General features: G+C 42.8%; 16 protein-coding genes and 1 pseudogene. 10 read left to right on the top strand and 7 right to left on the bottom strand.

The features are described 5' to 3' along the window. Window positions 1–143: 143 nt before the first annotated feature. Together GKG43_RS19740 and GKG43_RS19745 are read left to right on the top strand one after the other, a co-directional pair. Entirely contained in the window at window positions 144–1,616 is a 1,473-nt protein-coding gene (locus tag GKG43_RS19740; protein ID WP_129880153.1) for a transposase, read from the top strand. Window positions 1,617–1,901: 285 nt separating this feature from the next. Beyond that, the gene (locus GKG43_RS19745) at window positions 1,902–3,506 is read left to right on the top strand and encodes a glucosyltransferase domain-containing protein (protein ID WP_129879690.1); all 1,605 of its coding nucleotides are present in this window, start codon (window positions 1,902–1,904) and stop codon (window positions 3,504–3,506) included. 98 nt (window positions 3,507–3,604) lie between these two features. Here GKG43_RS19745 and GKG43_RS19750 read toward each other — a convergent pair whose 3' ends face one another. Then, the gene (locus tag GKG43_RS19750) at window positions 3,605–4,225 is read right to left on the bottom strand and encodes a methylated-DNA--[protein]-cysteine S-methyltransferase (protein ID WP_129879692.1); all 621 of its coding nucleotides are present in this window, start codon (window positions 4,223–4,225) and stop codon (window positions 3,605–3,607) included. 330 nt (window positions 4,226–4,555) lie between these two features. Between GKG43_RS19750 and GKG43_RS19755 the strand changes: the two genes are divergently transcribed. The 3 genes from GKG43_RS19755 to GKG43_RS19765 all read left to right on the top strand — a co-directional run bounded on the left by GKG43_RS19755 (window position 4,556) and on the right by GKG43_RS19765 (window position 8,980). Further along, window positions 4,556–5,347: a LytTR family DNA-binding domain-containing protein gene (locus GKG43_RS19755; RefSeq protein WP_129879694.1), complete on the top strand. Its 792-nt coding sequence runs from the start codon at window positions 4,556–4,558 to the stop codon at window positions 5,345–5,347. A 204-nt stretch (window positions 5,348–5,551) separates the two neighbouring features. Continuing rightward, window positions 5,552–7,510, top strand: coding sequence for an alkyl sulfatase dimerization domain-containing protein (locus GKG43_RS19760; RefSeq protein ID WP_243125876.1), 1,959 nt, complete (start codon window positions 5,552–5,554; stop codon window positions 7,508–7,510). A gap of 72 nt (window positions 7,511–7,582) precedes the next feature. Next, window positions 7,583–8,980: a DUF1254 domain-containing protein gene (locus tag GKG43_RS19765; protein WP_129879696.1), complete on the top strand. Its 1,398-nt coding sequence runs from the start codon at window positions 7,583–7,585 to the stop codon at window positions 8,978–8,980. A 218-nt stretch (window positions 8,981–9,198) separates the two neighbouring features. On the opposite strand, the gene GKG43_RS19770 is transcribed toward GKG43_RS19765, so the two are convergent. From GKG43_RS19770 to GKG43_RS19785, 4 genes are read right to left on the bottom strand one after another with little or no spacing between them, the layout of a single operon-like run. Further along, on the bottom strand, window positions 9,199–11,397 hold the full coding sequence (locus GKG43_RS19770) for an alpha-galactosidase (protein ID WP_129879698.1): 2,199 nt from the start codon (window positions 11,395–11,397) through the stop codon (window positions 9,199–9,201). Between the two features lie 12 nt (window positions 11,398–11,409). Beyond that, window positions 11,410–12,228: a carbohydrate ABC transporter permease gene (locus GKG43_RS19775; protein ID WP_129879700.1), complete on the bottom strand. Its 819-nt coding sequence runs from the start codon at window positions 12,226–12,228 to the stop codon at window positions 11,410–11,412. After that, entirely contained in the window at window positions 12,225–13,100 is an 876-nt protein-coding gene (locus GKG43_RS19780) for a sugar ABC transporter permease (RefSeq protein WP_347562135.1), read from the bottom strand. Before GKG43_RS19780 ends, GKG43_RS19775 begins: the two co-directional genes overlap by 4 nt. After that, complete coding sequence (locus GKG43_RS19785; protein WP_129879702.1) at window positions 13,097–14,398, bottom strand: ABC transporter substrate-binding protein; 1,302 nt, start codon at window positions 14,396–14,398, stop codon at window positions 13,097–13,099. Before GKG43_RS19785 ends, GKG43_RS19780 begins: the two co-directional genes overlap by 4 nt. A gap of 299 nt (window positions 14,399–14,697) precedes the next feature. On the opposite strand from GKG43_RS19785, the gene GKG43_RS23450 reads away from it, so the two are divergent. The 5 genes and pseudogenes from GKG43_RS23450 to GKG43_RS19815 form a co-directional block, all read left to right on the top strand. Then, complete coding sequence (locus GKG43_RS23450) at window positions 14,698–15,405, top strand: transposase (protein WP_243125877.1); 708 nt, start codon at window positions 14,698–14,700, stop codon at window positions 15,403–15,405. A gap of 428 nt (window positions 15,406–15,833) precedes the next feature. Continuing rightward, a complete protein-coding gene (locus GKG43_RS19800; RefSeq protein ID WP_129879706.1) occupies window positions 15,834–17,615 on the top strand; it encodes a sensor histidine kinase in 1,782 nt (593 codons plus the stop codon). After that, window positions 17,596–19,014, top strand: coding sequence for a response regulator (locus GKG43_RS19805; RefSeq protein WP_129879708.1), 1,419 nt, complete (start codon window positions 17,596–17,598; stop codon window positions 19,012–19,014). The genes GKG43_RS19800 and GKG43_RS19805 overlap by 20 nt, the downstream gene beginning before the upstream one ends. Before the next feature lie 190 nt (window positions 19,015–19,204). Then, window positions 19,205–19,780 carry a hypothetical protein gene (locus GKG43_RS19810; protein ID WP_129879710.1) on the top strand — a complete coding sequence of 192 codons (576 nt, stop codon included), beginning with the start codon at window positions 19,205–19,207 and terminating at the stop codon, window positions 19,778–19,780. Then, a pseudogene (locus GKG43_RS19815) lies at window positions 19,729–20,733 on the top strand (IS1380 family transposase); the annotation flags it as partial. The gene GKG43_RS19810 and the pseudogene GKG43_RS19815, both read left to right, overlap by 52 nt. Here the strand turns inward: GKG43_RS19815 and GKG43_RS23010 are convergent. Together GKG43_RS23010 and GKG43_RS19820 are read right to left on the bottom strand one after the other, a co-directional pair. Beyond that, window positions 20,661–20,897 carry a hypothetical protein gene (locus GKG43_RS23010; RefSeq protein WP_173020128.1) on the bottom strand — a complete coding sequence of 79 codons (237 nt, stop codon included), beginning with the start codon at window positions 20,895–20,897 and terminating at the stop codon, window positions 20,661–20,663. The pseudogene GKG43_RS19815 and the gene GKG43_RS23010 overlap by 73 nt on opposite strands. Before the next feature lie 65 nt (window positions 20,898–20,962). Further along, window positions 20,963–21,202, bottom strand: coding sequence for a hypothetical protein (locus GKG43_RS19820; protein WP_008374227.1), 240 nt, complete (start codon window positions 21,200–21,202; stop codon window positions 20,963–20,965). Between the last annotated feature and the right edge of the window lie 101 nt (window positions 21,203–21,303).

Below are 21,303 nucleotides of genomic sequence, written 5' to 3' on the forward strand. Positions count from 1 at the left end.
TAGGCGTTTGCGAAACGCCACAAGCCGCATAAACACGGCATTTTTTTACCACAAAAAACAAATAACCCCTCACTGGATATGGTATAATAGAGTTGTCGAGAAACTATAAACCATACACCAAGAAAGGAGTTATTCTGACATCTATGATAACATATAAACAGCTTTCTTTGGCAGATATTTTTTCAGATTGCCAGAAAAAATTTGAAAATGACAAACCTGCGTTTCTATCTCTATTAGAAACTCATATCGATATTGATGAGTTTATTCCGATTTCATTTCGAAATCATTTTTATGCATCAACGGGCAGAACCCGTAAATACCCTTTACAAGCTTTCCTGTGGGCTTTGATCATCCAACGTATTTTTTCCATTCCCACAGACCAACTGCTTTTAACTTTTCTTGCCTATTCAAAACCACTACGTGAATTCTGTGGCTTTTCTAAAGTCCCAGATGCTTCTAAGATCACTCGTTTTAAACAAGATTTTATGGATGACATTCAGCTCGTTTTTGATAACCTTGTTGATCTAACAGAACCGATCTGCCAATCTATTGATTCGGTCAAAGCGGATATGACGATCTTTGATTCTTCTGGCATTGAGGCTTTCGTTACTGAAAATAATCCGAAATACGCAAATCGCATTATCCGGCAGCTGAAAGCTTATGCCAAAGCGAATAACCTCGATAAAAGTTATGATCCTTACAAGGCAGCTTATGGTTCCATGCCAACACACGCATCCGCAAATCCTGAAATTAAACAGTTATACATTAATGGTCATTTTTGCTATGTCTACAAGTTTGGCATTGTTACCAATGGTCTCGGAATTATCCGACATATAGCTTTTTATAACAAAGACTTTATGACCGCTCATCCTGAGATCGTTGTGGAAAAGAAATCGAATTCTCCAGATGAAGATAAATGTGTTCATGATGCAAAATTACTCATTCCTACACTAAAAGATTTCTTTACAAAGCATCCACTTATTAATCCCAGAACCTTTCTTGGTGATGCAGCATTTGATTCGTGCCAGCTTTATGGTGAACTGCTTACAGGCAATACCTTTGGCGAAAATAAACACTTCACAAAAGCATACATTCCTCTTAATTCCAGATCCGGATTAAAAAATCCGGATTGTACGATCAATGAAAACGGTATACCTTGTTGTCCTAATGATCCTTCACTTTCAATGAAACCAGAAGGTACGTCTACAAGAAAAAATGGTTTAAAAAGATATAAGTTTAGCTGTCCTAAAATAAAGTATGTTAAGGATGCATCAACCGGAAAATATCATAGACATTGTATCTGCGATAATCCCTGTACTACTTCTGAATGCGGACGTATGGTTTATGTTTATCCCGAAAAAGATCTTCGTGCTTATCCAGGCACCATTCGTGGAACCGAAGAATGGGATAGCACTTACAAGATCAGAACTGCTGTTGAAAGAGATATCAATCACATAAAAGAGAATCTCTGTCTCGCAGGACGCCGTACTCAGAATGAAAAAACATTGCATACAGACTTAATCCTTGCTGGTATCACACAACTTATTACCGTTGTTCTTGCAGACAGGATCAAACATCATGAGTACATACGAAGTCTAAAACCACTCATAGCTTAGGTCTTACCAACTTCATATACCTTATGGTTTATTAAAGTATGCCTAAAACTGATAGTTATCCATTTCTCATTTTAGAATTCGTGCCCTGCACGAATTTTTCCCTGTTTAGATACAAAATTGCAAACGAGCATCGCGAGTTTCGCAATTACCTAGTTTAGTTTCATTTTATAACCATTATAATCTTACCGGTGATGCTTACGCAATAACATTTTAGGCCGTTTAGCTTTGCTTTTTTTCCAATAATTTGATAAAATAAAACAAAATTTTGATTTAAAGGAGATTATTATGAATCCTTGGGATGCAATAGTTTACTGGTACAAAAATACCTTTTGTCCAAAACTAAAAATCACTTTTTTGTCTGCCATGATAACTGGCATTCTGGCACATTTTTTCTGTCTGACAAATGTACTTAATAACTATGACAGCATTACCAACGTACCGGCAGGAGTAGGAACCACAGTAAGCTCCGGACGTTGGTTTTTGATGTATATGGAAAAATTTCAGGATAAATTCTGGCAGCCTTATTCTCTTCCATTTTTCAATGGGCTGATCACCCTCCTGCTTTTATCAGTCTGTGCCTGCCTGATCACAGAGCTTTTCCATATTCAGAATCCACTGAATCGTATACTGGTTGGAGCTATCATGATCTGCTTCCCAACAATAACCAGCACTATGTTCTTTATGTTTTGTGCGCCACATTATGCAACTGCAATTCTCTTCGCTGTGTTAGCTGTATATCTGGCAGATAAAAAATGGTGGGGATTCCTTTGTTCCTTTTTATTTCTTGCCTGTTCCATGGGAATTTATCAAGCTTACCTTCCAGTTACCGCCAGTCTCATGGTACTATATCTTGCATGGAACGCTCTTCGAAAAGAATATGACTGGAAAAAGCTTCTGCAAAGAGGTATTAAATATTTTCTCATCCTTATTTGCGGATTTCTTGTTTACATGGGAATTACAAATCTGACCTTAAAGCACTATGACGTTGTTCTCAACGATTATCAGGGAATCAACGATATGGGAAAACTTTCCCTTAGCCAGATTCCTTCAATAATTCTGAAAATTTACAAGAATTTTTATCACCTTACCAAGCAGAACTACTGCGGTCTGAGCGCGACCTTTGTTATCCAAAAGGGACTGATTCTTCTTGGAATCCTTTCTTTTATATTAATTCTTTATTATTTATTTGCATATAAAAGATGCCTTATGGAACGGCTGCTGATTGTTTTCCTGTTTATCCTGATTCCAATTGCCGCAGACAGCATTGAGATTATGTGTCCTCAAAGCGTAATTTACACCTTAATGGTATATGGAATGGTGGTTATTTACCTGATTCCTATTCTTTTGCTGGAGCTCCTTGCTGGCCGTCAGGCTTTTTTGCAGAAAAAAGAACAGCTCCAGATGTCGCCTCGCCTTAAAAGCTTTTTTACCTGGACGATTTTTCTTTGTATGATGGTTATGATCTGTAACTATATCTGGTCATCCAATGTGAATTATACTTTGATGTATTATGCTGATGTTGAAACCCAGGAATATTTATCCTCTATGGTAACTCGTATGCGTTCCGTTCCCGATTATTCTACGGATGCTCCGGTAGCCTTTATTGGAAAAAACATTTCAGATCCTTCTTATGCCGAGATCTGGAAAAAAGCAGATGTTATTTATGGTGGAAATGAATCGTCACTGATCAATCACTATTCCAGAAATCGTTTTATGAAGGTTCTTCTAAGCTACAAATATAAAAAAGCAGATGAATCACAGATCCAAGCTCTCCAGAGCCTGCCAGAAGTCCAAAGAATGAATTGCTATCCTAATGACAACTCAATTAAGATGATTGACGGAGTTCTGGTAATAAAATTAGAAGACGTCTCTGCTACAGAAAATAATTAAATTACACATTCACTTTTCCTTCCAGATACAAATATTGGTGGCATCATCCTGACGATGTGCCGCCAATATAAACTCTGTTAAACAGATTTCTGCCAGTCCTATAAACCGTACTTTTTCAAATCCACCTTTCCATTTACAACTTCAACGCCATCTGCTTCCAACAGTTTTTTCTGTGCATTTTCTCCGCCAAAAGCAAATGCCCCGGCTAATTCCCCTTTGGAATTTACTACCCGATAACATGGAATATGCTCAGGATCCGGATTCTTATGAAGGGCATTTCCCACAGCCCTTGACATTCTGGGATTTCCAGCCAGCTCTGCAACTTTACCATAAGTTGCCACACGGCCTTTCGGGATTTTCTTAACTGCCTCATAAATTTTCTTCGTCGGACTATACGTTATCAGATCATAGCTCTCGGCTACCATTCTTTTGATGTCTTTATCCGGCACTGTCCCATCCAAAATAATGGTATTCCAGTGTTCCTTATTCTGATGATATCCCGCCGTTACAGCTTCATATGTACTTCTCCAGAAATCACGCCACTCAGGATCTGCCTTTACATTCAAATTAATATATCCATTACGTTCATAAATCCACAGAAACGCTTTTTTACTATCCTTTACTCTTACCAGTTGCCAGGTCTGGTCATGGAAAGGCCTTTCCTCATATGTGTCTTGAAATGATAAGCCAAGCTTCAGTGCTTCTTCTCGCGTAAACATAACGGGCCTCCTTTTAATTCTTCCGTTCCTTGTACCATATTTTTATTGTACCATGTTTTTATTGTACCATATTCACGGTTAAAATATGATATTATATGATATATGAGTGTCAAAAGGTCTTTTGACACTCATTTGATACCCGGATTGCTACGCAGCTCCCGCAATCCTCCAAATATTCGAAATCCGCTGATTTACTGCGTAAATCGCTACTTTCTCATATTTGGCGTGTCCCAAGTTCAAAAGCCTTATCGTGCAAGCATGAACAGCTTTTTGACCTTTTGACACTGGTATCATTATATAAAGAGATCATATCATAAGGAGGCACCAGCCATGCAACAAGAATTCATTACCATAACCTTTAATCGTACTAAGATTGCTATCCGGTGTGCAGACATTCTCTATGCAATCATGTCAGATGATAATTGTACGATTCATATGTTTGATGGAAAAGTTTATCATTGCCGAATGACACTGAAAGAATTAAAGAAGCAATTGAATGAAGAGTTCATGGAAGTAAAACGTGGCTGTATGGTGGCTGTGTCTGCAATCAGTGATATTCAAGACAGGATTTTACTGTCTAATGGTGAGGAAATCTGCTATACAAAGCGAAAAAAAAGGATACTCAAAGAAGAACTGCAGGAAAAACAGCAGCTTCTGATTGCAAAAATCAATAAAAAAAAGCTGCCGCTGACAGCTGAAGAATATTGCAAATATTATAAGATATGCGATGCTCTCCCATTTGCATTTACAGATATAGAAATGGTGTTCAGTGAAGAAAAAAAGGCAGTGGACTGGATCTTCCGTTATGGAAACGAAGCATTGGCTACCCTGGAAAAGCTGTCCTTAGACAAGATGATCGGAAGTTCCTTTTCCAGTCTTTTTTCCAATATGGATGCAAAATGGCTTCATGTTTATGAACGCGCCACATTGTATGGCGAAACACTGGAAATCATGGATTATAGTCCTGAAATAGATACGAATCTGAAAATTATATGTTTTCCTACATTTCCGGGACACTGTGGATGTATTTTGTTTAATGCAGACAAAATGAAATCTATAAGCGAAGAAAATCATCTGGTCAGATTGGTTGCAGTTTCCATGGAAAGTAATTTTTCCAAGTAATAAATGTCGTTTTACCGCTTATCATGTTGATTTACCGCAATAGAAACGTTATTTTGCTATAATCCCATTGTTCCCATGATATATTCATGTTATATTTCTATTAAATATTATTTTTGCATTTAATTAAGATTTACGACAGAGAATATCTAAATTTTTTGCAGAACAAGGGGGGAATATATCATAAAAAGAAAAAAAGCAACTACTTTGACTACCGCCGCATTGACACTTACCATGACTGTCTGTGGCAGTTCTACTGCAATTGCCGCATCAGAATTAACAGCAGAAAGCAAACCAGCTACCCAGTATACCATTGATGCAAATCAGGAAGTATATGCATTGCTGGATTTCGAGGATACTGCGGAGTTTGAAAATGCGACAAAGGGTCTGATTGCTTCTCCGGATACTCTGGATATTTATGATGAGAACGGAAAGCTTGTATGGAGTCAGACAGCTTATGCTTTTCTGGATCAGGATGCTCCTGATACCGCTAATCCCAGTCTCTGGAGGGATACGCAGCTGAATCATATTTATGGCCTTTTTGAAGTAACCGATGGAATCTATCAGGTGCGTGGCTATGATATGTCCAATGTCACATTCATAAAAGGTGATACAGGATGGATTGTAGTAGATCCATTGATGAGTGTAGAGTGTGCACAAGCGGCTCTTGCCCTGGTGGAAGAGAATCTGGGCACTTTTCCTGTAAAGGCAGTGATTTACAGCCATTCCCATGTTGACCATTTCGGTGGAGTCAAGGGAATTATTTCAGAAGAAGATGTACAATCCGGTGATGTGCAGGTAATTGCACCTGAGGGCTTTGAGAAGCATGCTGTCAGCGAGAATATTTATGCAGGTACTGCCATGGGGCGCAGAGCAAGCTATCAGTATGGAACAATGCTTGAGGGTGGTGAAACAGGCTCTCTTGCCATTGGTATTGGTATGGGTCAGTCCAAAGGCAGTACAAGTTATATTTCTCCTACACTTGAAATCACACAAACCGGTGAGAAGCATACTATTGATGGAGTGGAAATTGAATTCCAGCTTACTCCGGGCACCGAAGCACCGGCAGAGATGAACTTCTGGATTGGATCGAAAAATGCTTTGTGGATGGCTGAAAACTGTACAGGAACGCTCCACAATCTGTATACACTCCGCGGAGCCCAGGTGCGTGACGGAAACGCATGGGCAGAGTACATCATGGAATCTCTGGCTCTTTATGGTGATAAGGCAGATGTGGTATTCCAGTCCCATAACTGGCCACATTGGGGAAATGATATTATTCAGGAATATATGACCAATACGGCAGCTGTATATAAGTTTATTAACGACCAGACATTGCTTTATATTAATGAAGGTTATACGGAAACAGAGATTGCCAATATGATCCAGCTTCCCGAGGAACTGGAGAAAGTCTGGTATACCCGCCAGTATTACGGTACAGTTTCTCATAATTCGAAGGCAGTATATGAGAAATACATGGGCTGGTATGATGGTAATCCTATCCATCTTGCTGAACTTACACCATCGGATTATGCACAAAAGCTGGTAGAATATTTCGGTGACACAGATGCGGTTCTTGAAAAAGCAAAAGAAGATTTTGCAAAGGGAGAATATCAGTGGGTAGCCCAGATTACCAATACTCTGGTTTTTGCTGATCCGGAAAATACGGATGCACGTTATCTGTGTGCGGATGCATTGGAGCAATTGGGATATCAGGCAGAATCAGGTCCATGGCGCAGTGCTTACCTTTGTGCTGCACAGGAACTGCGAAATGGTACAAATACCGATGATGCAACGCGAAGTAGCGGTAACGGTGATGTTTTCTCACATATGACACCGGATATGATTCTGGATTATCTGGGAATTCTTGTAGATACGACGAAGATTCCAGATCTGACGTTTACAGCAAATCTTATATTGCCGGAAGGTAATTATGTACTCCGTGTAAAAAATGGTGTACTTCTTTATCAGAAAGATACACAGGATGCTGATGCTGATGTGACATGGACTACCAAACGTGCCGGACTGCTGTCTATTATTCAGAAAAATGCAGAAAACGTTGCAGCTTTGATCCAGCAGGAGGGTGATGAAACCTGCCTGACACGATTGATGGATGCTGTTACGGTTACCTCAGAGTATAAATATTTTAATATTATCGAGCCATAAAATTTTTATGGAGTAAAGCGAGTGGTTAGAGAATTTTCGAAAAATCATAAATGGTTACAGGAGGATATGGATATGAAAAGATTTGCAGCCCTTATAGCCAGCGCAGCATTGGTGCTGTCAGGCTATTCCAGCAATATGCAGGTATTTGCAGCAGCAGCTGACAGTGAGACAGATGAAAACGTATGGGAGATTGTGGAAGATGCTTATGTTTATGCATTTCCGCTGGTGCTTATGGATGCCACTGAGACCTCGGCAACGAACACAGAGGAGCCTGTTACCGGAAAAGCACCTGTAAATCAGTTTATACACAGTGTTGCACTGGCAAATGCACAATTCAGGAATGTGGTAACTCCTAATGTGGATACGATCTATTCACAGGTATGGTATGATCTGAGCGAGGAACCAATGGTCTATGAGCTTCCGGAAACAGACCGTTTTTGTAAGGTTCAGGTGCTGGATGCCTGGACAAACACTGCCGCAGTTCTTGATCAGGCAGGTGCATATGCAATTACTCTTTCTACATGGGAGGGAGAACTGCCTGAGGACGTTACCCGTATAGATGTTCCCACATCTATGGCGTGGTCTATCACCAGAACCGTTTTATCAGGAGAAGAGGATCTTCCAAATGTGCGTGCCATTCAGGAAAAAATGAAACTAATGCCGCTTTCCAATTATATATCCGGAGACACTTATGAGCCTCCGAAGGGAAGCTATAGCGAAGAGAATAATTATGTTCCTGTTAATAAGGTTCTTTCCATGGATCCGGTCACATTTTTTAATAAGGCTAATGAATTGATGGTCAAGAATTCTCCGGCAGCTGCAGATAAAGAAATGCTTGAAAAAATAGCAGCTGTGAATGTAGGTCCTGGTATGGAATTTGATGCTTCTGTTCTTACCGGTGATGTTGCCGAAAGCTGGAAAACGATGCTGACAGAACTCCGGCCAAAGCTTTTCAAAGAGGGGCAGAAATTCTCAAGTAAACTTGGTCAGTGGAATTATTTTGGTGCACCGATCGGAGATTTTAACACAGAATATGCTTATCGTGCGCTGGTAGCACTTGCAGGGCTTGGTGCCAATACCGTTGAGGTTGCACTGTATCCTAAGACAGAGACGGATGCAGACGGAAATCCTCTGACAGGAGAAAAATCATACGTTCTTCATTTTGAGAGCTATCCGCAGGTTCTTGAGGGAGGCTTCTGGTCTGTGACTGCATACGGAGACGATGATTTCCTGATTGATAATCCAATTGATCGTTACTGTATAAATAACCGTTCCGGCTTGAAAGCTAATGATGATGGTTCAGTCGATGTCATTCTGTCTAAGGATGCACCGGAGGATACCACAAACTGGCTTCCAGTAGGTGATGGAGGTTTCCACCTGTATATGCGTATTTATACGCCTGATATGGATGCACTGGAGACATGGACAGCACCGACTATTATGGAAATTGATTTATCAAATGTAGATTAGATATTTGTGCAGGATTCAATCCATTTTTAATAATGAGCACTACAAAGGGCACTACCTTTTTTACGGGTAGTGCCCTTTGGGTTAATCACTTTATACAATTTCTTAATAGTCTTTGTATCAGGTTTTAAAAAGTGAGCAAGACTTAAAACTCCTTCTTTTTCATGGTACAGTTATCAGTTCAGATGCTGTTCCGTGAATAATTCAGGTTAATTATGATTCTAATTTATTACCAAGTGCTTCAGTATACTGAAGTAATCCTGTGCGCCCGCTTCAATTTGTATTCCCATATACATGAGTTCATCACCGCCGTATATTCTATGACTGTCGGATTCATGATAGTTCTCACCGGGAAGCAGACCTTTCAGTTTCACCGTTGTAACATTGGGATTTGGAACTGAAAGAATACGCGCAAATAGTAAAACAGTCTCCCGCTTGTCCTTTGATACCACCTGCCATACGCAATCATTTCCCGCATATGGGGATGCAATCCTGTAAAAGTCCCCGGAACGCATCAGCTTACGCAGTCTCCTGGCCGTCTCTATTTGCTGCATTATTTCAGCTTTCTCGCTTTCTGACATAGCAGCGGGATTCAGCTCGTAGCCAAACATTCCGAATTGCGCAACATGTCCCCGAATACTTAAGGGTGTGATTCGCCCGGTCTGATGGTTTGGTACTGCCGATACATGGGCTGTCATACATTGAAGGGGATAAGCATATGAAGTACCCTCCTGAATATAAAGCCGCTCAATTGCATCGGAATTATCACTAATCCATGTTTGCGGCATATAATACATGATTCCGGGGTCCATCCGGCCGCCGCCTCCGCTGCAGCTTTCAAACAGTACCCTGGGGAAACGTCGGGTTAATTTATCCAAAATCCGGTAAAGCCCTAAAATATAGCGATGGTTATAACCGGAATCAGGCATATCGGTTATGTGGCGGTTCATATCCCATTTTATATAGGATATTCCTGGTACGCGAAGCACTTCTGATACGGCGTCTATTATGTAGTCCTGTACTTCTGTTCTTGATAAATCCAGCACATACTGCCATCTGGTAATTGCCGGCGTTCGCCCCGGTACCTGGACCGCCCAGTCCGGATGCGCGCGATACAGCTCACTGTCCGGCGAAATCATCTCTGGCTCCATCCACAGTCCGAAATCCAGTCCCAAAGCGTTTACTTTAGCTACTAAACCGCTCAAACCGCCGGGCAGTTTCTTTTTATTGGCATACCAGTCCCCAAGGGAGGAATGATCGTTGTCGCGTTTACCAAACCAGCCGTCATCCATGACCAGCATTTCTATGCCCAAAGCTTTCGATTTTTCTGCAAGCGTTAAAAGTGTCTCTTCATTGTAATCAAAGTAGCTGGCCTCCCAACTATTCAGCAGGATCGGGCGGTCCCGTTTGGACCAGTAACCATGTAGAAAATTCTCCCGGAAAAAGTCATGGTAACTTTGTGTCAGAGATGTTAAGCCCTGGCTGCTGAAAGCCAGGATGCATTCCGGTGTCTGGAACCAGTCGTCAGGTTTCAGCTCCCATGTAAAAACGCCTGGATGGATTCCCATCTGTACTCGGGTGATATCATACTGATCTTTCTCAATTATGGTACTGTGGTTGCCGCTGTACACTAGCGAAAAACCATAACAATCGCCATAATCTTCGTTTGAAGCGGTATCACAGACAATAATAAAAGGATTCATCTGATGACCGCTTGCTCCCCGGGCACAGGAAAATTCCTGAATTCCATGGTGAATCCTTTGGCGGCTGGTATGACGCTCTCTTGCCCAGCTTCCGGGAAAGCTGATAACGTCGTGCTCACCGCCGGCAAAGTCGATATTAGCGGACAAGGCCCGTCGAAGTAAGATGGTTTCCTTTCCATTGTTCTGAATCAGGACATTCCGGCAGATATTAGGATGCTGTTCGTATACGGTATAGCTCAAAATAACGGTAATCTTCGCTACCACATCCTTCAGGGTAATATGAAGGGTCTGGGCTTCGCTATCTTTCGCATACGCCGCCGGAAGACCGGGCAGGTCCGGTTTTCCGGAGACGATTTCATGACTGTCATAACGGAGGTCTGTAATACGATTGCCATCGCCGTATTCAATTTCAACGGCCGGCGTCCGCAAGTCAAAACGGCCGTAAGACGGGTACTCCTGAGGCGCTTCATCCAGCGACTTCCCCTGTTCGTCTTTCGGCAGCCAGCCAACGTCGTTGTTTGGGGTGTCCCGGACGGTTTTGTCGTTGATATCGGCGGCGCTGAAACCGCGCAGATAATTGACCGGTATCCGATATTCGCGCTCGCCCAGACGCTTTCCATAATACAGATGGTAAAGGTACCCCGCTTCATCCTTTTTCATAATATAAGACATATCTTTTCCATGCAGGAAAAACAGATTGTCATGAACTGTAATCATGAAAATTACCTCCTATTTGATGGCGCTGTCCACCATTCCCTTAATAAAATATTTCTGCAGAAACAGGAAGAAGAATACTACTGGTGTGATTCCCATCAGCGCTGCGGCTCCGGCTGCATTGATATCGCTCGACTGAAGCGAGAAAAAGCCCGAGATAGCCAGAGTTATGGTTTTGAGTTTTGGCGACTGCAGCAAATATAGTGAGAATTGATAATCATTCCAGCAATTTACTCCGGTTAAGATTATCACCGATGCAATAACCGGTTTCAACTGCGGCAGGATAATCAGGGCAAAGATCCGAAACGGGCCGCATCCGTCAATAGCCGCCGCTTCATCTAAGGCTATGGGAATGGACCTGATAAAATTGGTAAACAGGAAAACACTCATTGGCAGCTGAAAAGCGGTCAGCACGCCGATAATCCCCCAATAAGTTGATAAACCGCCAACATGAGCCAGATTCGAATAAAGAGGAACCAGTATGCTCAAAGGAGGAACCATCATAACTCCCATGATAAGCCCGCGGACCCGGTTATTTAACCGGCTGGTATGCCGGGCCAGAGGAAAGGCCGCCAGCGCACCCAGAAGCGTAATCAGGAATACTGCGCCGGTTGTAATGATGAAACTGTTTTTCAGGGCCAGCAGCATGTCGCCCCGAAACAGTGCGTTTTTAAAATTGTCCCACCAGATGTATCCCGGCAGAACCCAGCGCGAGCTCATATCCATCCTGGACTTGAAAGCTACGCCGATTAGAATATAGAGCGGTACTGCATGAATGAGGATAATCAGGGCCGACAACAGGTATTTCCAGACAGAGGTTTTCTTATTTATCATGAATAGACCTCCTTTTTATCAAAATAGCGCATTGTTACATTACTGATAAACATAATCAGCAGGAATGTTCCGACTCCTATCGCCGCCGAGTATCCGGCATTCTGAGCCCTGAAATACTGATTTGTAATCAGAGTAGAGAGCGAATGGGAGGAATATCCCGGGCCGCCCATGGTCAGAGCCATGATAATATCAAAAAGCTTCAGTCCGCCGATTAGGTTGATAACCACTGCGGAAGTAATAGCAGGAGTCAGAAGAGGCAAGGTGATACTGCGGAATGCCTGGAATCCTGAAACGCCGTCAATAGCCGCCGCTTCGTAATATACGCCGGGGATTCCCTGAAGTCCGGCCATGTAAATAACCATGGAAATGCCGACGAATTGCAGGCTGTTAATCAGGGTCATGAGAATAACCGCCCGGAAACCGTTATTCATCCAGTCTACCGGCTGCCTGCCAAAGGCAGCCAGAATATCATTGATTGCACCATTGTCATATTGTACCAGGAAATACATCATGTAGCCCATGACCAGCGGCGCAATCATTACAGGCAGGTAAATAATGGTTCGGACAAGCATACGGCCGCGAAATTTACTGTCAAGGAAGACCGCATATAACAGCCCGATAACATTTTGTAAAAAAGTACTGCCGATTCCGTAGATTAATGTGTTAATCAGCGCCGTACGCACATTCTTGTCCTGAAACAGCTGTATGTAATTCTTTGCGCCCACATAGGTATAATTCTGTGAGTACCCGTTCCAATTGGTAAATGAGATGCGAATCCCTTCCATAAACGGATAGATTACGAAGACAGCAAACAAGATGAGCGCCGGCAGGTAAAACAGATTAATCATATTCTTATTTCGTTTTTTCATCATTGCTGTGCCCTCTTGGTTTCGTAGCTTTGGCGCATCTGTTCGATTGTTTCATCAATAGCTCCGCTGTTTCCGGCTACAATATTAGCTCCGGTTACACACAGGTCGTCCCACATTCCACTGGGCAGATATTCACGATCAAAGTAAGGAATGGTTAAAATATCATCTGACATGACCCGCTCATAGTAGGGGGCCAGTTTGCCGGTGTCGCTTTCTGCGTTGTCGAGTCCTGCCGGCATTCCGGCGGCTGTTGCCAGTCTGGCGCACACTTCCGGCTGTGCCAGATACTCGATTAACTGAAGAGCTTCCTCCTGATTCGGCGAATCCTTCCATACGCCGACTGCTAAACGCTCTCCGCCGATGATGCAGCGCGGGTTATCGCTGTCTTTACCGGGAATCGGCAGAATCCCGAGCTTTGCATCAGGACTGGTTGTCCATGCTTCAACGATTACATTAGCGTTACGAAGCATAAAAGCAGCGTCGCCTTTTCCCAAAGCCTGGCAGGCTGTTGCATAATCAGCGGTTAGTGCATCTGTATTTAGGTATCCTTTCTCGGTCCATCGCTCAAGGATTTCGCAAACCTCACGCCAGTCTTCCCAATCAAAGCTACCGTCCAGAAATTCTTCCCGCTGGTTGTCGTCATCGTTGTTTGTGTATAATGTCGGCGCTACAAAATCAAAGAACTGCCCAAATGCCAGAGGGTCCTTGCCGTCAAAAAACAAAGGTATTTTGCCGGTCTCCTTTATCTTGTCGCAGGCTGTTTCAAAGTCTTCCCAGGTCAGGATTGATTCCGGATCAACCCCCGCGTCTTCTAATACTTTTGCATTATAGGAAATGCCGCAGATATCGGCGTCAATCGGCAATACGTAGATATTTCCGTCAGGACCGGTGATCAGATCCTTAATCGAAGGCACGATATGCTCCACAAAGTCCTGATCATTCATTGGGCGCAAATATTCGCCGTAACGGGCGACCGACCAGCCATGGGTGGTCCAAAGATCCGGCAGAGTATTCGAGGCCATCCGGGTTTTCATGACTTCCTCAATGTCACTTCCCGGACTGGACATTTCCACCGCGATTCCGGTTTCCGCTTCAAATTCATCCAGTACGGCCTGAAGCTCGTCTGTGACGACGCCTGACATATGCTGAACAAAGGTCAGCGTTGTTTTGCCTTTTTCATCCTTTCCTTCGGAAGCTTCCATCTCTGAGCCGCCGCTCTCTTCTTTCGGAGCTTTGGAGCAGCCGGCGCACAGACCGCCGATTAATGCCGCTGATAATAATACGCATAATAACTTTTTCATCCATACCATCCTTTCTTTTTTGTTTAAATAGTAAATGTTCCTTTAACATCATACGACCGTATCAATGTTATACCTGCATTATAAGGCTATTTTTCCCCCTTTTAAATGTCCTAATTCCACACAAAAAGTCTCTATTTCTACAAATCACATATAATAATTTTATTTTGTGATATAATGATGTGGATGTCAAAAGTACGCTATCATTAAGTTTTAGTTCCTTGACAACTGAATAAAGCTATGTTTTATCGTTGTTTTCTGGTAAAATATAATTATATTATATATTTTACGAGGTATGAGCAATGTCTTTTGTTTTGAATAATTACCAGCAGATTTCTCTCTTTGATTCACTCGGATTCTTATCTGAACGCAAACAAAAAATATTGGACAAATCATGGGCAAAACCATTTTCAGATCACATTTTTTCTAATATCGATGAAATGTTGTTTGCCCCTCTTTACAGCGATAAGAGAAATTCCCGTCCGAATGCCCCAGTTAATGTTATTGTTGGAGCACTCATTCTCAAAGAATTTAATGGTCTTACAGACGACGAAATCCTTGAGGAATGTGAGTTTGATTTTAGATACCAGTATGCCTTGCATACTACCGGTTATGAGAACCAGCCTCTGAGCGACCGTACCTTCAGCAGATTCCGTGAGAGGGTCACCGCATACGAGTTGGTTACAGGAAAGAACCTTATTCACGACTGTATGGTTTCCCTTGCAGAAAACATACGGGAATATATGGACATTGCACCAACTGTCAGGCGAATGGACAGTATGATGATTGAGTCTAACATCCGCCAGATGGGACGTCTGGAACTTTTATATACCTGTCTTGCCAACCTCGTACGTGAAATAGCACGCGATGGACAGGCTGGACTACTCGAAGGACTGGACGATTATGAGAATCCAAATAACAGGAACCGTGTCATTTACCATGACCAGTCTACACCACAGAATGAAAAAATCCAGAAGGCGCATTCTGGAGTCTGCGGAACTTATGGATGAGGAAACGAGAACGCTTATAAGCCGGATACGCAATGGAGTAGAGACTGTTCCATCCGTTCTTCGAAATAAATATGCGGTAGACAAAATGCCAATGAGAGGGAAGTTGAAGACAAAACTGTTCTTTGGCTTTAAAGTTGCTACCCTAAATTTCAGTAAATTAATGCGGTTTACCCAAGGTAAGCTAAAATGCAGAAGTTTTGAGCCCGCATAAAGCGGTAACCGCTCTTCTGTTATGGCGTTTTATTTGAAAACATAGTTTTATTCAGTTGTCAAAGGGCAAAAATAAATTTTTGTGCGTCAAGAGTCAGTTTTTCCACTGACTTTTGACACCCACATCATATAATGCTAAAAGATTACAACGGACCTAGTACATCATATAGAGCTGCAATCCATTGCGTCAGCGATGGGGGGGGGTAAGGAGGAAACTTATGAAGTATCGTAAAACGTTTCGAACCCGGCTGTTAATCCTGTTCTTAGGAGGAACTCTGATTCCGCTGCTTTTGCTGACAGCCGTTCTAATGTCATATTTTAATAACCGGTTTGAAATGCAGTCGGAACAAATGGTGCGTAATACGCTGGTTTCCATGCAGGAGAATATATCAAACTATGCGGAAGAATTACGGGATTTTTCCATTTCTTTAATCGGTTATACGGAAGTGATGGATTTTTATCAATATGTGAACAGTGAAGATTATTATAAAATATCCGATGATTACGAATATTTTTTAAAGCACTATCATTACCGAAAAGTTATTCAAAAATTGCTGATTTTTTCCGACAGCAATATCATGGGGGTTGGTTTTGCACCGTTGGATACGCCTGACAATGCCTACCATATGGCTTATAAAAATATGAATATTTCGGTCACAAACGATTACCCTTACCGGGATGAGCCCTGGTTTGAGAGCGCTGTTTCAGCCAACGGCAATTTTGTTTATATCTCCCAGAACAACTGGAAAGATATTGCCGGAAGCGAAAACAGGGAGCCTGTCTTTTCGGTGATTCGACTGGCCAGAAATATCAATAATCAGCGTTCGCTGGGGATTATTAAGGTTGACGCCTCCTTTCCCCGGCTGAAAGAAATCTTTCAGGAGATGGATACCGGCGCCAACTCCTGCCTGATGCTGCTTGATGAACAGGGAGAGGTCATTTATGCGACCAATCCAAGGTTCGATACGCTGGCTGCCAGCATTCCCGACGACGGTGAAACAATTGAAATCCCGGATGACCGCCTGCGTGTATATTCTGAGGCCATTCCTATCACTGGCTGGCGATTGGCTTACTTGTCGTCCGGCCGGGATATCGCGCAGCAGTCGCAGCCAATCTTTATACTTGGAGCTGTGTTATCTGCCCTGACCATCCTTATTTCCGGAACCATTTACGCGATTAATATCCGGCGCATTACCGGGCCGGTAAATCGTATGATTGAGCGGATGAAGGCTGTGGAAAAGGGGGATTTGACAACCCAGCTTGACGTAGCCGATAATGTGAATGACGAAGTGGCTGTCATCAGCCGTAATTTTAACCATATGCTGCAAAAGCTGGAAGTCCATATCAATAATGAGTACCGGGCCGTCCTAAGCCAGAAAAACGCCGAATATATGGCCTTGCAGATGCAGGTCAATCCTCATTTTCTTTATAATACTCTGAATGGTTTTATCACCCTGAACCGTTTGGGCGAACAGGATAAGCTAGAGAAAAGTATTCTTCAGCTGACCGGTCTGTTCCGTTATACCTGTCGTAATCAGGACTTGTGCAGTCTGACGGAGGAAGTTCATTTTCTTGAGGATTATCTGGCGCTTCAAAAATTACGGTTTGAAGAACGGATGCAGTATCAAATTGAGTTTGATGAGACCTATCGTGATTTCACCATTCCCCGGCTGCTGATTCAGCCATTGGTTGAGAATGCGATTATTCATGGCATGGAGCCAAAGGCCGGGCTTACCACCATCACTATCGCAATTGGTTCGGCCGATAGAGACGGCGAATCTTATCTCTATATTCGGGTGATGGATGATGGCGTAGGTTTTAACATGCAGCGCTACAAAGATTCGAAACGGGTAGGAGTGAAAAATATAGAAGAACGTCTTTCTTATTTCTATGAAGACGCCTTCTTTGAGATTGATACGTTACCGGGTCATTTTACGACCAGTACGATTTGGATTCGCTTAACCGGAGAGGAGGGAGGATATGAGAATACTATTGGCTGATGACGAGCGTATGGTGCGTCTGGGCCTCGCTGATATGATCAGTGAATTATATCCCCGGCAATGCCAGTATTATGAAGCCACCGACGGCAGAAGCGCTCTTGGCATTGCCCGGAAAGAAAAACCGGACGTTGCGTTTATAGATATCCGTATGCCACAGACGGACGGGCTGGTTTGCCTCGAACGGCTTCGTCAGGTTTCGCCAGAGACAATTTGTATCATTCTAAGTGGGTTCGGCGAGTTTAAATATGCTCAGACGGCGTTAAAACATGGAGCCCTGGATTATCTGCTAAAACCTGCTTCTCCAGCAGAGCTGAGCAATGTTTTGACGAAAGCCCGCCAGATCATTCAGGAACGCTGGGCCCGGGAAAATGAGAAATTTAATGCTTACGTCTCCGTTTTTCTGAATCAAAAGTACGAAAAAGCAGAGACTGCTTTGCTTGCCGCCGATAAAAAAGCTATTTTTGATCTCTATATTATTACCGCTGCCGGAGGACAGACATTAGAATCGTGCCGCCAGCAGCTGAAAAACGCGTTATCTTCATGGCCGTTGCATGACGGATACTTTTCTCTTACTACGCTTGACCATAGTTTATTTTTACTGACGGCGATACCCTCTAAGTTAAAAAACAATCATCGCTATCTGGTGAAGGAGCAGTTAAACAGTCAGAATGGTCTTATGAGCGTGGTCTGTACCTATCCGTCTTTAGAGGCTGCTCTGCATCGGGCGCTTAATCTCAAAAAATTTCGTTTAATTGGCGCTTGTGCTCCCATACAAGGCTGTGTAAAACTGCAGACTGTCACGAGATGTCCATGGTTTTATCCTGCTGTTCGTTTATCCCAAAGCCTTGATTATCTTACCTGTGCATATCGGCGGCAGGATGAGATTTCTTTTCAATATCATATAGAGGAACTCCGCAAGAGACGGATTCTTCGGGACAGATTCTCTTTATTAGACAGAAGCTCCATTGCCAGCTATCTTTATCAGGCTATGGGCTTACAGACATCTGCCTGTGGATTTGGCGAATTACTCCGGGATTTGGAAACACATGCCGAAACCATGCATGTCCGGGGGCTGAATTATCAGGCTGAATTGGTGGCTAAAATCATGAATTATATTGAAACAAATTACATGAAAGACATCGCTATCAATACCATTGCCGAGATGTATCATATTACCCCGAATTATCTCAGCAGAATTTTCCATGAAAAGTCCGGTAAACGATTCGTTGACTATCTTACGGAAGTCCGTATTATGAATGCGAAACGCCTTCTGACTACCGAGCCGGGCCTATCGGTACAGGACATTGCGCTGAAGGTTGGCTATTATAGCAGCCGTTATTTTTCAAAGATTTTCATCCGCGAGACGGGGATGCGGCCTTCGCAGTATCGTAAGTCTTAAGACAGGAACAGCCGTTGCAGGCTGAACCGTTGCCAAATTATCCAAAAATATTTCATAAAGTGGTTGACAGAAATATACCGGGGGGGGGTAAATGGTTTAGGGGAAATCAGGGGAATATAAGATATGAGAAAATACGAATGATGAATGGAGGAGAGGATTCATGAGAAACAGGAAGAGATGAGGCCATATCATGGCAGTTGGAATCTGCGCGGCTGTGATGACGTTCATGCCGATGGGAGTATCGGCCGTCGAAGGCCAGACCGCAGCCGGAACAACTGCGGAAGGGAACGCAGAACTGAGGGCGGAGTCCGAAATCACCGGCAGTGAAGCTGTTCCGGAGAACGAAGCTGGGGAATCTGAGAGTACGGAGGATTTCGTTTACACAGAAGAATACAGCAGAAGGCCTTCCCCGACAGAGGCTTCCTATATCACAGACGGATCCCAGGATCTGGTATACAGATTTGAGAACGGTACGGGCGAATTTCGGGTGGAAAAGATTACAGAAGTGTGGCTGACATGCCGCTTTATAAATCAGTGTGAAGCGGCCGGGGTAGGAGACTCGAAATTTTTGCCAGGTGAATTTGATTATGATATAGAAAACGGAACAGTTACTCTGTATGGGGATGCGCTGAAGAGATTAGGGGATTTGGAAGACGGCTATCATATTGACAGAGCGTGCGTAACTTTTACGGGGCTAAATGCGGAAAGAAGCGAGATTCTGCATTATTCAGATATCATACGGATCAGGAAAACCTGCTCCAGATGATATATATGATCATTGCCGGTTATTCCGAAGATGATGCTTCCGATGAATTGACGAATGATCCGGTATTTAAGTCTATACTTGAAAAAGATGCCCTTGCATCACAGCCTACTGTTTCAAGATTCTTTAACCGTATGGATGAAGATACCTTAAACCAGTTCCTTACTATTGGCAGAATGCTGAGAAAGAAAATCTACAGTATCCAGCTGCCACAAGCTGTTATTCTGGATCTTGATTCCACTCTCCTTGATGCATACGGTAAACAGGAAGGCAGAGCCTTTAACTTCCATTATCAGAGTAATGGCTACCATCCACTTGTCTGTTATGATGGAATGACCGGGGATCTAATAAAAATCCAGCTTCGTGACGGAACACAGTATTCCTGTACCGGAGTAGTTGACTTCCTGCAGCCAATACTTGATGAATATCTGAATGATTATCCTGCAACCCGTATTCTGCTTCGTGGTGACAGCGGTTTCGCTGCGCCTGATCTTTATAAGCAGTGTGAGGAAAACGGCACAGGCTATGCGATCCGCCTGAAGGAGAATGGAATTCTCCGTGAAAAAGCATCCCACCTTGTGGATGAACTCAATGAGATTACCAAGAATAACAAAGTGGATTATGCGGTAGTTTATGGTGAATTCATGTATAAAGCAGGTTCATGACCTTATGAAAGGCGCGTGGTATGCAAGATTGAAAAGCCGGAAAACCAGATGATTTACATGTATACATTTGTTGTCACAAACATGGATTCCTCGCCTGGGTATCTCATCAAATTTTACTGCAAGAGAGGACTGATGGAAAACTTTATCAAAGAAAGCAAATCAGGTTTCGATTTCGCTTCCGTAAGCAGTCATACCAGAATGGTAAATGCCAACAGGCTTCAGGTACATGCTCTTGCATATAACATATTTAATTGGTTTAGGCGATTGGCGTTATCAGCAGACATGCGAAAGCCCTCCCTTTTTAGTTCTTTTGTTACCGTACTTGTTTCGCAATTACCTATTGTAAATATATCATCAATAATCAATTCAAAATCTTCTTTTAAACACGATGGAACATCTAATCTGCTCATGTATTCTGTTTCTCGTTCTTTTTTGCTTTTACCAAATAATCCCATGGTATTCCTCCTTTAAAACTTCCGATTTTTCGTTCTCAGCGACTTCCCAATAAATGGGAATTGTTCTACTTCTTCATCTTTTTAATATCCAGATACAGCCCATATCCCAGAAAAAGGATTCCAATAATAAACGCAATACCAGCCGCTATTGCTAAAAAAGGACCTACACATTCAAGACCGGCTGCAAATAAAGTGGCATTCCACGAAACTACTCCACTCATAAATATCGCAGCAGAAATATATCGTGCAGAAATTAAAACTGCTGACATGAAACAGAAAATAGCACCTACAATTTTGTTTTCCATTTAAATTACCTCCAAATACCGATTGAACAAAATCGCTGCGCGATGGCCTGCCAAGGCTTTGGCGCAGTTTTATTTTTATTAAAAAAGCAGTGGAATTACTT

The organism is Eubacterium sp. BIOML-A2 (assembly GCF_009680135.1).
GTDB lineage: Bacteria > Bacillota > Clostridia > Lachnospirales > Lachnospiraceae > Faecalicatena > Faecalicatena contortus_B.